The organism is Blautia massiliensis (ex Liu et al. 2021), from assembly GCF_052064225.1.
Classification (GTDB): domain Bacteria; phylum Bacillota; class Clostridia; order Lachnospirales; family Lachnospiraceae; genus Blautia_A; species Blautia_A fusiformis.
In genome coordinates, this window is the sequence record NZ_JBQHWA010000014.1 from 38,149 (window position 1) to 52,318 (window position 14,170).

The following is a 14,170-nucleotide window of genomic DNA, read 5'->3' on the forward strand; positions in this document are numbered from 1 at the left end:
AGGCGCAGGATGGCGCCGGAATGACTGAAAATCTGCAAGTGATCGGGAGGATGAAGATGTCATTACAGTTTATCATAGGAAGTTCCGGAAGCGGAAAATCCTGTTATGCTTATCAGAATATCATAGAACAGGCGGGGCTGCATCCTGAGAAGCTTTTTTATGTGATCGTGCCGGAGCAGTTTACCATGCAGACTCAGAAGACACTGGTGGAGATGAGTCCGGGCAGGGGAATCCTGAATATTGATATCCTGAGCTTTGAGCGTCTTGCATACCGTGTTCTGGAGGAAGTTGGAGGAGACAGCCGCATCCTTCTGGAAGAAACCGGTAAGAGTATGGTGTTGCAGAAGATGGTACAGCAGCATGGAAAGGAGCTTTCCTATCTGGGAGGTCAGATGCGTAAAGCGGGATACCTGGATGAAGTGAAGTCTATCCTGTCGGAGTTTATGCAGTACGATATCCGGGACAGTGAGATCCAGGAGATGATCGAGGATTCCGGTGACAGAGCGTTACTTCAGATGAAGCTGAAAGACGTAGCTGTTCTTTACCAGGCATTTACCGGATATCTGAAGGATCATTATATGACAGGAGAAGAAGTAATGGATGCGCTGGAAAAAGCTCTTCCGTTTTCTGAAAAAATGAAAAACAGTGTACTCCTTCTGGATGGTTACACCGGTTTTACGCCTATTCAGATGCGTGTTGTGGGAGAACTTCTTGCTGTCTGTGAGAAGGTGATGGTAACGGTGACCATGGATGCGGATGAGAATCTGAGCATGAGGGGAAAACCTTATCAGCTTTTTTATATGAGCCGTCAGATGATCCACGGGCTTTCGGAGCTGACCAGGGAGATCGAGACACCGGTTCTTTTGAAGGATGTGGGAAAATCCCGCTTTTCCCAGGCACCTGCCCTTCATTTCCTTGAAAAAAATATCTTCCGTTACCGAAAAAATATATATAAAAAAGCGCAGGATGAGATCTGCATGTTTTCGGCAGTGAACCCGCAGAAGGAAATGGAAGAAGCTGCCCGCCGGATCGCCAGACTTGTAAGGGAAAAGGGCTGCCGTTACGGTGAGATCGCCGTGATCACAGGTAATCTGGAGGAGTATGGAAATCTTGCAAAGCAGGTATTTACAGCAGCAGGGATCCCGTATTTCATTGATGAGAAGCACACGGTCCTGATGAATCCGTTTGTAGAATATTTCCGGGCAGCACTTGAGATGGCAGTGCAGGATTTTTCCTATGAGAGTGTATTCCGGTATCTCCGGTGCGGAATGTCCTGTGTGACCAGGGAGGAAGCAGACCTTCTGGAGAATTATGTGCTGGCTCTTGGTATCCGTGGATTTAAGAAATGGGATGAAGTGTGGGTGCGTATTTACCGGGGAATGCCGCCGGAAAGCATTCAGAGGCTTAATGAGATCCGGCAGCGGTTCGCAGATGAGACCAGAGAGCTTGCGCTAAGCTTTAAAGGTGGGAAAAAGACGGTGCGGGAATACTGTACTTTTCTCTACGAGTTTGCAGTGCGGAGCCAGGTGCAGCAGAAACTGAAGCATCAGGAACTGAAATTCAAGGAACAGGGCGACAAGGCCATGGAAAAGGAATATGCCCAGATCTACGGAATTGTTATGGAACTTCTGGATAATATGGTGGAGATCCTTGGAGAGGAAACCGTGAACCGCCAGGATTTCCGTCAGCTTCTGGAAACAGGACTGAACCAGGCCAAGGTGGCTCTGATCCCGCCAAGTATGGACCAGGTACTTGTGGGAGATATGGAGAGAACCAGGCTGAAGGATATCCGTGCACTGTTTTTTGTGGGAGTAAATGAAGGGAATATTCCGAAGAATACATCCGGTGGAGGAATGCTTACGGAGATTGACAGAGAATTTTTTAAAGATCAGGGGATCCAGCTTGCACCGGGGCCCAAGGAACTGATGAACATGCAGCGATTTTATCTGTATCTGAACATGACCAAGCCAAGAGAACTGCTCTGTCTGTCCTTCTGTCAGTCTGACAGCCAGGGAAAAGCCCTGAGTCCGGCCTTTCTTGTCAGTAATATCCGGGAGATGTTTCCGGAAATGGAGATCCGGCAGTGCGGAGATATGCAGGAACCTATGGAATTACTGGAGCTTCCGGGAATCAGCCTGGATTATTTCCTGAGAGGGCTTGCAGGAGAAGCTTACCAGGATAATGCGGTCTTCCAGGAACTGTACAGCTGGTATCTTCAGAGCCCGGAATACCGGATCCTTGTAAAAAAACTTACAGAGGCATCTTTTTCAGAACGACCGTCAGACAAGATCGGAAAAACAGTGGCAAAGATCCTCTATGGAGAAATTTCCCCGTACAGTGCTACCCGGCTGGAGCGTTTTGCGGCCTGTGCATTTGCACATTTTCTGCAGTATGGCCTGAAGGTTACAGAACGTGCAGAGTATGAGTTCCGGGCTATGGATATGGGAAATGTCATGCATATGGCACTGGAAAAATTTGCAGCGGAAGTCCGAAAAGAGGGACTGGACTGGGCAGAGCTTACGGAGGAAGAGCGAAACCGTATCATAGACAGCTGTCTGGATCAGGTTTCCGCAGATTACGGAAATACGATCCTTAAAAGCAGTGCGAGAAATGAATATATGATCGAACGGACCAGACGTATTTTGCGGCGTACCGTATGGGCTTTGCAGGAACAGCTGAAGCATGGAGCATTCCGGCCGGAAGGATTTGAGGTGAGGTTTCAGGGCGGAAGGATCGACCGTGTGGATATCATGGAAGAGCCGGAGAACAACCGGGTCTATGTGAAGGTGATCGATTATAAAACCGGAAATACTTCGTTTGATCTGCTGGCGTTGTATCATGGCCTTCAGCTTCAGCTGATGGTCTATCTGGATGGAGCATTACAGGTGGAAAAACGGAAGTATCCGGATCGCGAGATCGTTCCGGCCGGTGTGTTTTATTATAATGTGAAGGATCCTATGATACAGGAGAAGATCCATGCGGATATGGAAAGCATCAATGAGCAGATGCTGAAGAAAATGAAAATGAACGGGCTTGTACAGGCAGATGATAATATGAGTACCAAAATCGACAGCACTATGGCCTCCATACCGGTATCCCTGAACCGGGACGGAAGCTTCAGCAAAAGATCTTCTGTTGCCTCAAGGAAGCAGTTTGATGCTCTGGGAGCGTATGTGCGGAGAAAGATCTGTGACATCAGGGAATCGATCCTGGATGGAAATGCGGCAGTGGAACCCTATGAACTTGGAAAAAAGAATGCCTGCACATATTGTCCGTATCTTACTGTGTGCGGCTTCGACAGGAAGATACCGGGATATGAGTTTCACAGGCTGTCGTCCATAGAAGAAGATGCACTGTGGAAAAAAATCATGAAGGGAGAGGAAGAGAATGGCAGTGAAATGGACTGAAGAGCAGAAAAAGGTCATCACGCTCCGGGACCGGAATATTCTGGTCAGCGCAGCAGCCGGTTCTGGTAAAACTGCAGTGCTGGTGCAGAGAATCTTAAGTAAGATCATGAATCCTTTGAAACCGGTGGACATTGACCGCCTTCTGATCATGACATTTACAAGGGCGGCAGCGGGAGAGATGCGGGAACGTATCGAACGTGGACTGGATCAGGCACTGGCTGAAGATCCGGATAATGAGCATCTGCAGAGACAGATGACGTTGATCCATACGGCACAGATCACTACCATTGACGGCTTTTGCGCCTATGTGATCCGAAATTATTTTCATCTGATCGGACTGGATCCGGGTTACCGGACTGCAGATGAGGGTGAACTGAAACTTTTGCAGGAAGATGTGCTGAAGGAGCTTTTTGAAGATCATTATGCAGAAAGAAAGGCAGATTTTACTGCATTTGTGGAATGCTATGCGCCAGGAAAAACGGATGAAGGACTGAAAGAACATGTGCTAGAGCTTTATAATGCTGCGATGAGTAATCCATGGCCCGAAAAATGGCTGGACAGCTGTGTGGAGAATTATCATCTGGATCCGGAAAAAGGTCTTGAGGGAACGCGATGGTTCCGATATCTGTGGGAGGCTGCAGATTGTGCACTGAAAGAAGCGGAAGAGCTTACAGAAACCGCAATGAAGACCTGTCAGCTCCAGGATGGACCGGAGCTTTATCTGGAGGCTCTGGAAAAAGATATGATACTGATCCGGCAGTTAAAACAACTGTCCGTTAAAAGGGATTATGATGAGATAGCGCAGAATCTCCGGAATCTGAAGTTTGCAAGACTTTCCTCAAAAAAAATGGAGGGAGTATCGGAGCAGCTGAAAAATCTGGTAAAAGCTCTTCGCGAAGATGCAAAAGATAATCTGAAGGAACTGGGAATCCGATATTTTTACGGAAATCTGGCTGAGCTGACGGAACTGACAGAAGCATCTGCACCACCGCTGGAGATGCTGGTAAAGCTGACAAAGGATTTTGCAGAACGTTTCCAGGCAAAGAAGCGTGAAAAAAATGTTCTGGATTTTTCAGATATGGAACATTTTGCCCTGGACATCCTTCTGAAAAAGGAAGGAGAAACCTATGTGCCCAGCCAGGCGGCAAGAGAGCTTTCTGAAAAATATGATGAGGTCCTGCTGGATGAGTATCAGGACAGTAATCTGGTCCAGGAGATCCTGATGCAGACAGTTTCCGGCTGGGTCAATGAACGCAAAAATATCTTTATGGTAGGAGATGTAAAGCAGAGCATCTACCGTTTTCGTCTGGCCCGTCCGGAACTGTTCATGGAAAAATATAAGAGATATTCACTGGAAGACAGTCCGGAACAGCGGATCGACCTGCACAAAAATTTCCGAAGCAGACCGGAAGTCCTTGAAAGTGTCAACTTTATTTTCCGGCAGATCATGGGGGAAGATCTGGGAGGGATTGCTTACGACGAGGCGGCAGCTCTGTATCCCGGAGCTTCTTTTCCGGAAGGCCAGGATCAGGAATTTGTAAAAACAGAGATCCTTCTTGTGGATAAATACAGTCCGCTGCTGGAAGAGGAGGATGAAGAAGTAACGGAGAATGAGAGAGAGCTGGAGGCCCTTGCCATTGCAGGAAGGATCCGATCTATGGTAGGGCATGAACGGGTGCTGGATAAGGAAACGGGAGAGTATCGACCTCTTCAATATGGAGATATCGTGATCCTGCTCCGATCTGCTTCAGGCTGGGCTGAAACCTTCGGGGAGGTTTTGAGTGCAAGAGGGATACCGGTATATACGGCCTCCAGAACCGGATATTTTTCTGCAACAGAGGTTGTGACACTGCTGAATTATCTCCGGATCCTGGATAATCCGCTGCAGGATATTCCCATGACCGGCGTACTTCGTTCACCGATCGTTGGATGTACTACAGAAGAGCTGGCTGAGCTTCGGATCGCATATCCGGAAGGAATGATCTATGAATGTGTGTGCAGGTTTGTGGAGGACTACAGAAAGCATGGGAGCTTTGAGGAAAACAAAAAAATCCTTGGAGAGAAGCTGTCCTGTTTTATGGACACCATGAATACACTTCGTGATAAAGCGGCTTACACGCCGGTCCATCAGCTGATCCTGGAGGTACTTGCACGTACCGGATATGGAGACCATGCAAAGGCAATGCCAAATGGTGAACAGAGGAATGCAAACCTGAACATGCTTGTGGAAAAGGCAATGGAATATGAGAAGACAAGCTATCGAGGCCTTTTTAATTTTGTAAGATATATCCAGAAGCTTCAGCAGTATCAGGTGGATTATGGGGAGGTAAATCTTTCCGGAACCGGGGAAAGTGCAGTACAGATCATGACGATCCATAAGAGCAAGGGACTGGAGTTTCCGGTAGTGTTTGCAGCAGGAATGGGAAAACGCTTTAATTTCCGGGATATGAACGCAAGTATCCTGATCCATCCGGAGCTGGGAATCGGTGCGGATGCGATCCTGCCGGAGAAGAGGATCATCGCTCCATCCCTTTGCAGGCAGATCATACGGAGAGCGCTCCTGATGGAAAGCCTCGGAGAGGAGCTGAGGGTACTTTATGTAGCGCTTACACGTGCAAAGGAAAAACTGATCCTCAGTGGAACCATTGGAGCCCTGCATCCGGAATTGGGGGAATTGTCCGCATTAAGGGACAGTGAGGAACCATTGCTTTCTCTGGGAAGAAGGCTTGGCGGGAAGACTTACTGGGATTATGTGCTTCCGGCACTGGCAAGGCATCGCTGCATGGCACCATTATTTCATGAATATGGCATCTTTATGAATACCGCAAATCCTCTGTACAATGATCCGGCAGAATTCAAAGTTACACGGGTCACAGCACGGGAACTGACAGAAAGTGAGGTTATGGAACAGGCAGAGCGGGAAATGAAGAAGGAAACACTGGAGAACTGGAATCCGGGCAGAGTTTTTGACAGTGAGATCCGGGAGGAGATCCAGAGACGTTTTTCCTTTGTATATCCCTATCAATATCTGGAAGATCTTCCTGTGAAGGTGAGTGTATCAGAACTGAAAAAGCGAAGCTACCACAGTGAGCAGGATCTGGAAGAAACGGTGGATTATGAGACGGAAGAAGAGATCCAGCCGCTGGTTCCCCGATTTATCGAGGAGAAGAAAGAGGAAGGGTATACAGGGGCACTTCGTGGAACGGCTTATCATCGTGTAATGGAATGCCTGGACTATCAGAAGACAGCAAACAGGGATGAGATCCGCAGACAGCTGAGAGAATGGGTTGACGCCAGGAAGATGGAAAGAAAAGAGGCTGAGTCGGTCCGGGTAAAGGATATCTGGAATTTTGTGGAAACACATCTCGGACAGCGGATGAAAGCAGCTTCAGAGAAGAGACTTCTGTTCCGGGAGCAGCCTTTTGTGATCGCAAGAAAAGCTTCGGAGCTCGATCCGCAGTGGCAGTGTGAGGAAAATGTTCTGGTACAGGGAATCATTGATGCGTATTTTATAGAGGATGAAGAAATCGTTCTGGTGGATTATAAAACGGACTTTGTGAGACGTGGAGAAGAACAGAAGCTGATCGACCGTTATCATGTACAGCTGGAGGATTACGCCCAGGCGCTGGAACGGATGACAGGCCGGAAGGTGAAGGAACGGTATATTTATTCGTTTACTCTTGGAGAAGCGTTCAGTCTCTGATCTGAAAATGAAATGATATGTTAATGTGGGCAGATATCCTGCGGCGGAGAGATTACACTCTCCAGCCAGCAGGATATTTGTTTTTCAGGATCCCGTTTACAAGCTTTCCGAAGCCGAGAGGATAACCGTCCACACAGAGAAGGTGCCAGCCTTTTTTGTGAGCGGCCTCTTCCGGCTCGATCATAAGAGTTTCGCCTTTCAGATAACGGGTAAGCCGCTCATCAGAAACCGGCAGAGAGATAACTGCTTCCACATCTCCTTTGTGAAGCGCCAGCGCCAGAGGCTGAGACGGCTCAAAACGGTTTTTCTTCAGATCACCCAGGTAGAGGCCGTTTCGAAGAAAGGAGATTCCGCGGAGATCCAGTGGGAAGGGCAGCTGATAGTATACTTTATCTTTGCGGACTTCCACACGGTTCCAGTCAAATTCCTGACCGCCAATGGTTTTCAGGCCGATCTCAGAGAAAAATTCCTCCAGCCATTTCCGGGTATTTTTGTCCGGTCCTTTTGCGGAAAAGCGGAAAATGGGTGGAAGAGAGTCACCTTTTTTGCGGAACAGGGCGAGAAAATGACCTTCGCCATCCATTTTGTGTGGAAAGATTCGGACGCATTTTTGAAGTTCTTCCGGATTAAATGCATTTAAGCTTAACGCGATTTCGGAATCGGAAGTGTCTGCTGTGCCGGCATATTCCGGGCGGCCGCTGGAGAAGCCTTCATATCCTGGCATTTCCATAAGTTCCATATCCGGGCGTTGTCTGAGAAGATAGGCTACCACTTCTTCGTCTTCACATGGGGAAAAAGTGCAGGTGGAATAAAGCAGCATTCCGCCCGGACGGAGCATATCGGCAGCTTTTAAGACCAGGTCTTTCTGGATATCAGAAAGCTCTGCGGATTTTTCCGGTGTCCAGTCGTGGGCAAGGGCTTCCTCTTTTCGGAACATGCCTTCCCCGGAGCATGGAGCGTCCAGAAGGATCTTATTGAAGAAAGCAGGAAAACGCTGGGCAAGTTTGGCGGGCTTTTCGTCGGTGACGAGCATATTTTTCATGCCAAAAAGCTCCAGATTCCTAAGAAGGGCTCTGGCTCTGGAAGTACTGATATCGTTGGCAAGGAGAAATCCGGTGTCATTTAAGGCTGCACCAAGGGCGGTGGCTTTTCCTCCGGGAGCTGCGCAGAGGTCCAGGACAAAATCTCCAGGTTCGATGGGAAGCCTGGAAGCCGGTGTCATGGCACTTGGTTCCTGGAGATAATAAAGACCCGCCTGGTAGTAAGGACATCGTGCAGGGCGGCTTTCCTCCTCGTAGAAGTATCCGGTATTGATCCACGGGATCGGCCGGATAGGGAAAGGGGAAAGCGCCTGAAAATCCTGGCAGGAGAGCTTGGCGGTGTTTACACGTAGACCGTAGGTGCGGGGATTTTTGTAGCTTTTCAGGAAAGCATCATAATCATCTCCCAGCATTTCTTTCATACGCTCCAGAAAAGGAAGCGGTAATGTCTGTATTTTATCTGAATCTGTCATAATTTCCTCCATAATATAAACTTGACTCTTTCGGATATTGTGTGAAAAGAGTGGTTTCCGAAAAATATTATAAAGTATAGAGGGATTTTTCTAAATACTATTGACAAAACTATATTATACGATATATAGTATTATTCACAGAACAATATTACATGACTTATCATGTGAGCGTTGGATCGTGAAGTGATCGCGTTCATCAGCATGTAGTAAGACGGAATGTGAATGTCCGTTTTACAGGTCATAGAGAGGTGAGCAGATGGTATTTAATACAGGAGCAGCCCTCCTGGATGCGATCGTCCTGGCTGTTATTTCCAGAGAGAAGGACGGTACCTACGGGTACAAGATCACCCAGGATGTGCGAAGTGTTCTGGAGGTTTCAGAATCTACGCTGTATCCGGTCCTTCGCAGGCTTCAGAAGGATGAATGTCTGGAAGCCTACAATATGGAATATGCAGGCAGAAACCGGAAATATTATAAGCTGACAGATAAGGGCGCAGCGCAGCTGAATCTTTACAGAAGTGAATGGGAGATCTATTCATCCAAGATCACCAGGATGTTTGAGGAGGGAGTTTGATTATGAACAGAAAGCAGTTTATGGAACAGCTTGAACGGCTGCTTTCCGATATTTCAGAGGCAGAGAGACAGGAAGCACTGGAATATTATGAAGGATATTTTGATGATGCAGGTCCTGAGAATGAAGGAGAAGTGATCCGGGAACTGGGAAATCCGGGGAAGGTTGCTGCGATCATTAAGGCAGATCTTCAGGAGAACAGTGAAGATTACGGGGAATACACAGAGAACGGATATCAGGATACTCGTGTGAAAGAGAACGGGGAAATGCCGGACCATTATACAGAAGTAACCGTATACGGAAATGGACAGGGAGAGGCCCATCGTGATACGGGAAATACAGAAAATTTCGAAGACCGCAGGAAAAGACGTGCCCAGCGCGGCTATCACGCAGAGAAAAAGCAGAATAAGGCAGGAATCATTCTTGCGCTGATCGTTCTTGTTTTTGCGGCTCCTCTGATAAAAGGATTATTTGGCGGAGTACTGGGGATTTTGGTGACACTGGCATTGCTGCCTTTCCTGCTGACATTTTTTGCAGGAGCGGGATCGATCATCCTTGTGATCGGTGCAGCTGCGTGCATTGTTGTTGGGATTGCCATGACGGTGTCTCTTCCGCCGGCCGGGATCCTGACTATCGGTATCGGATGCCTGATGATGGCATTTGGACTTTTGTTACTGTTACTGACGGTGTGGTTTACAGGTAAGATATTGCCTGCGATCCTGCGGAAATTTACGGTATTCTGCAGCAATCTCCTGAATGGAAGAAAGGAGGAAAAAGTATGAAACGTTTTCTGAAGGTAATTCTGATCCTTGCAGCAGTATTCGGTGTGGCAGGCCTGGGACTTACTGCCGGCGGAGCTGCCATGGGAGCGACTATGGGAGATGTGAGTGTTCTGGATCATGGAATCACGCAGGTGCTTCGTGTTCTGGATCATGAAGACAGCTGGGAAGTGGAAGATTCCGAGGAAGATATGGATGAGCAGGAGGACGATTTTCAGGCAGCTGCAGAGAGCGCGGTAACTGAGAAGGGCGTTCTGGCAGACAGTGCAGACAGTTCCGCATATACGAAAGTATATGAGGCCTCGGCTGTGTCAGACCTTTTCTGTGATCTGAGATACGAAGAACTGGTTTTGAAAACATGGAATGAGGATAAAGTCCAGGTGAAAGTTTCAGGGAAGGATCACAATCGCATTCAGATCAGCAATAACAACGGTAGTCTGAGAATTGCAAGCAATCAAAAAGTGAGAAACCGTTCCATAGAAATTTTTTGCCCGGAAAACTTAAGCTTTCAGAAGATAAAACTTCAGATGGGAGCCGGAACCATCGAACTGGATGGTGATTTTAAAGCGGAGCAGATGGAAGTAAATGTGGGGGCCGGAACCATTGAAAATTCCGGCAGCCTGGATATAAAGGAAGCAGATTTTACAGTCGGAGTGGGAACTGCTGACATCAGTGAACTTCAGGTGGAGAATTTAAAAGGAAGCTGTGGTATGGGAGATATGGAGCTTACACTTACAGGAAAAGCTGCTGAGTATAATTATGAGCTGAAATGTGGTCTTGGAAATCTGGAGGTGGATGATTCTCTGGAAACATCCATTACTTCCGGAAATAAACAGATCACAAATGAAGGTGCCACGAAAAATATAAAACTGGATTGCGGAATGGGAAACGTTCAGGTTGAATTTGAAGAAGACTAAAGGAGGAAGCATTATGAGTAACAAAAAACTATACAAATCATCAGTAAACCGTATGTTATGTGGTGTCTGCGGCGGAATTGCGGAATACTTTAATATCGATCCGACTCTTGTCCGACTGGTATGGGTGATCATCACGCTGATGGGCGGAGCCGGAATCCTGGCGTATATCATTGCGGCGATCATTATCCCGGATTAAAAATGACAGTACCCATAAAGGACGGACATATTTTTCAGAATGCATAATTTATCCGGAAATTGTCCATACTCCATAAAAAAGATGAGGAGTGTGGAAGATGAACAGGGAGAAAGAAGTAAAAGCATATCTTGAGGGAAAGCTTTCCCAGGCGGAAAAACTGAAATACGAGATTGCCGATGAGATGGGAGTTCTGGATAAAGTGATCAAAGACGGGTGGAAAAGCCTTTCTGCAAAAGAAACCGGACGGATCGGTGGTCTTATGACAAAAAAGAAGAAACATAAAAAGTAAAATACAGCCTGAAGGAACAAGGCGAAATGACGCCGGAAAAGTCCTTCGGGCTGTATTGAATTATAAGAATATTTTTCTGGAAAAAAGAAATTTTTTTGACGGTTCAGGGTGGACTGACCAGTGGAAAAGAGCTATACTGTTGGAATAACAGAGGAGGTATGAAGGAACATGGGTGAAAAAATCAACAACATTCTAAAGGGTGAGATCATCTCCTCAGTATTTTATATACTGCTGGGACTTTGCCTGATCCTGATCCCCACGCAGACGGTGGACGTGATCTGCAAAGTAGTATTCGGGCTGATCCTCATCGGAGCTGGCATTTATCATATCTATATTTACATACGTGGAAAAGCGAAAGCTACGATCATGGATCTTCTAAGTGGTGTGGTTGTTTTTGTGCTGGGGGTGTTTCTTTTTATGACACCGTCCATCGTGATCAAACTGCTTCCATGGATGCTCAGCGCATTTGTACTGGTTGATAGTCTGTGGAAGTTTAAAGGAGCCTTCCTTCTGAAAAAAGGAGGAAACGGCGCATGGAGCGTGCTTCTGATCGGAAGTCTTGTTTTCATTGCACTTGGAATCGTGATGCTGTTTGGAAGATTTCCGAAGATCATGACTCTGCTGATCTTTTCCGGCTGGGTGCTGGTGTGTGACGGAGCTGCGGATATCGTATTCTATATTATTATGAAGCTGGGGCTTCGAAAGATCGCAAAAAAGGCGGAGACAGAGAAGGAAGATTCTGGTGCAGACAGTTCAGATGCTGTAAATGAAACGGCAGATATGGATGTGCCAAATGATACAAGAACCCAGGATGAAAATGCGCCGAGTGAGCAGCAGAGTGGGAAGGAAACAGAATATCCAACAGAAACTACAGCAGAGACTACAGCGGCTATGCTGGCGCAGGATGCAGACGGATATTCTGCGGACAGAAAAGAGACAGAAGAATCCACAGAACCGGAAGAAGAGCAAAAGCAGAAGAATTCCCGATGGGAAAAAGAACCGGAGAATGTGGAGATGAAGCTCTGGGCTGTAGGCAAAGACCAGGCGGAAACCGGCAGCCTGAAGGATCTTCTGGACGGTTCCGATGAAGAACTGGAAGAGTGGAAGGACTGACCCTTCTCTTGCATCATCTGCCATTCCGTGGTAAGATGTGCACATGAAAAATACAGATAAAAATATAAAGATACTGATGATGGATTTTTCCGGAATATATGAGGATCAGCAGTTCTGGAGGGGAAAAGAAGTATCCCGGGTGGAGGCCAGGGACATTCCCGGAACCAACTGCTACTGTGATGAGGATGCGATGAATGCCATTCGCAGCCGTATTGCCCCTTATTCTTCCGGAGGAATCCATTTTATTGATTCCGGAAACTATCACTATATGACAAGGATCTGGCTGGAAAAGATATCGGAGCCTTTCTCGCTTCTTGTATTTGACAATCACACGGATATGCAGCCGCCGGCATTCGGAGGTCTGCTTTCCTGCGGAGGATGGATCTACGATTCTGTTATGGAACTTCCATTGCTTAAAAGGGTGATCCTGATCGGCCCGGATGAGGAAGCTTTTTCCAGAGTGGAATCGGAGATTCAGGAAAAGGTGGAATTCTTGAGCAGAGAGAAGCTTCTGGAAATGGAAGAGGCGCAGGTGTGTGCGTTTGTAAGCAAGCATGTGGGAAAGCTGCCGCTGTACATTTCTGTGGATAAAGATGTTCTCTGCAAGGATGATGCGGACACGAACTGGAGCCAGGGGGATATGCGCCTGGATACGATGCTGGAATGTCTGAAGAGAGTCAGAGAAATATGTGCAGAGGGAATCCTGGGCGTGGATATCTGTGGTGAATGTGATGTAGCAGAATCTGGAAACAGCGCCTTGAATGACCGGGCCAATGCTACATTGCTGGAGTGTTTTCTGTCCGCATACGGGAGCGAAGATCATGACGGAAATAAGAATGAGATAACAGGAGGAAACCGATGAAAAATGAACTTCTTACCATCGGGCCATTTACGGTATACGGTTATGGTCTGATGATCGCCATTGGAATTTTGGCAGGCTGCCTGACTGCAGAATACAGAGCCGGAAAACAGAAGCTTGACAGTGAACAGATCTTTCCAATGATCCTGTGGTGCCTGGTGGGTGGATTTTTCTGTGCAAAGCTTCTCTTCTGGATCACAGAGTGGAAATCAATTGTTCAGGATCCGGGATTTATAATGGAAACTTTAAGCTCCGGTTTTGTGGTGTTTGGCGGTATCATCGGCGGGATACTGACGGGGCTTCTGTATTGCAGGATCAGAAAGCTTGTATTTTTTAAATACGCGGATGTGATCCTGCCATCTGTGGCACTGGCCCAGGGATTTGGACGGATCGGATGTTTCCTGGCGGGCTGCTGTTATGGAAAAGAGACAGAGAGTGTTTTTTCTGTGATATTTCAGAATTCCGAATATGCGCCCAATCACGTGGCGCTGATCCCGACGCAGTTGTATTCCGGCGGACTGGATTTTCTGCATTTTCTTCTGTTGTTGCTGATCGCACGGAACAAAAAAGAAGATGGTCAGGTCACTGCCTGTTATCTGATCTTTTATAGCATTGGGCGGTTTGTGATCGAGTTTTTCCGTGGGGATATTATCCGTGGAAGTGTGGGGATTTTGTCGACTTCCCAGTTTATCAGTATTTTTACAGGGATTGCGGGGATCGTGCTGCTGATACTGATCAGGAAAAAAAGAGACAGCAAGAGCAGTGTTTAAACGGATCAGGGAAGTCTCATGTATCAGGAAAAAGTTGGACAATAGTGGTATAA

General features: G+C 47.2%; 11 protein-coding genes. 10 read left to right on the top strand and 1 reads right to left on the bottom strand.

The features are described from left to right. The first annotated feature begins 56 nt into the window (after window positions 1–56). Both addB and addA read left to right on the top strand, forming a co-directional pair. Window positions 57–3,407 (top strand): helicase-exonuclease AddAB subunit AddB, encoded by a 3,351-nt coding sequence (addB, locus tag ACTNDQ_RS07455; RefSeq protein WP_022426590.1) that lies wholly within the window; start codon window positions 57–59, stop codon window positions 3,405–3,407. Beyond that, window positions 3,388–7,110: a helicase-exonuclease AddAB subunit AddA gene (addA, locus tag ACTNDQ_RS07460; protein WP_278795542.1), complete on the top strand. Its 3,723-nt coding sequence runs from the start codon at window positions 3,388–3,390 to the stop codon at window positions 7,108–7,110. The genes addB and addA overlap by 20 nt, the downstream gene beginning before the upstream one ends. Before the next feature lie 52 nt (window positions 7,111–7,162). Here the strand turns inward: addA and ACTNDQ_RS07465 are convergent, their stop codons facing one another. Next, window positions 7,163–8,623, bottom strand: a complete 1,461-nt coding sequence (locus tag ACTNDQ_RS07465) for an RsmF rRNA methyltransferase first C-terminal domain-containing protein (RefSeq protein WP_441064326.1) — start codon at window positions 8,621–8,623, stop codon at window positions 7,163–7,165. Window positions 8,624–8,879: 256 nt separating this feature from the next. Between ACTNDQ_RS07465 and ACTNDQ_RS07470 the strand changes: the two genes are divergently transcribed. The 8 genes from ACTNDQ_RS07470 to ACTNDQ_RS07505 all read left to right on the top strand — a co-directional run bounded on the left by ACTNDQ_RS07470 (window position 8,880) and on the right by ACTNDQ_RS07505 (window position 14,117). Further along, window positions 8,880–9,197, top strand: a complete 318-nt coding sequence (locus ACTNDQ_RS07470) for a PadR family transcriptional regulator (protein WP_015527209.1) — start codon at window positions 8,880–8,882, stop codon at window positions 9,195–9,197. A gap of 2 nt (window positions 9,198–9,199) precedes the next feature. Beyond that, on the top strand, window positions 9,200–9,976 hold the full coding sequence (locus ACTNDQ_RS07475) for a DUF1700 domain-containing protein (protein ID WP_441064327.1): 777 nt from the start codon (window positions 9,200–9,202) through the stop codon (window positions 9,974–9,976). Further along, complete coding sequence (locus ACTNDQ_RS07480; RefSeq protein WP_278795540.1) at window positions 9,973–10,890, top strand: DUF4097 family beta strand repeat-containing protein; 918 nt, start codon at window positions 9,973–9,975, stop codon at window positions 10,888–10,890. Before ACTNDQ_RS07475 ends, ACTNDQ_RS07480 begins: the two co-directional genes overlap by 4 nt. Window positions 10,891–10,903: 13 nt before the next feature. Then, window positions 10,904–11,086 (top strand): PspC domain-containing protein, encoded by a 183-nt coding sequence (locus tag ACTNDQ_RS07485; protein WP_015527206.1) that lies wholly within the window; start codon window positions 10,904–10,906, stop codon window positions 11,084–11,086. Window positions 11,087–11,183: 97 nt separating this feature from the next. After that, the gene (locus ACTNDQ_RS07490) at window positions 11,184–11,375 is read left to right on the top strand and encodes a small, acid-soluble spore protein, alpha/beta type (protein ID WP_015527205.1); all 192 of its coding nucleotides are present in this window, start codon (window positions 11,184–11,186) and stop codon (window positions 11,373–11,375) included. Between the two features lie 168 nt (window positions 11,376–11,543). Beyond that, entirely contained in the window at window positions 11,544–12,488 is a 945-nt protein-coding gene (locus ACTNDQ_RS07495; protein ID WP_215638213.1) for a DUF308 domain-containing protein, read from the top strand. Window positions 12,489–12,531: 43 nt separating this feature from the next. Further along, window positions 12,532–13,350, top strand: coding sequence for an arginase family protein (locus ACTNDQ_RS07500; protein WP_015527203.1), 819 nt, complete (start codon window positions 12,532–12,534; stop codon window positions 13,348–13,350). Next, a complete protein-coding gene (locus ACTNDQ_RS07505) occupies window positions 13,347–14,117 on the top strand; it encodes a prolipoprotein diacylglyceryl transferase (protein WP_278795538.1) in 771 nt (256 codons plus the stop codon). The genes ACTNDQ_RS07500 and ACTNDQ_RS07505 overlap by 4 nt, the downstream gene beginning before the upstream one ends. Window positions 14,118–14,170 lie beyond the last annotated feature (53 nt).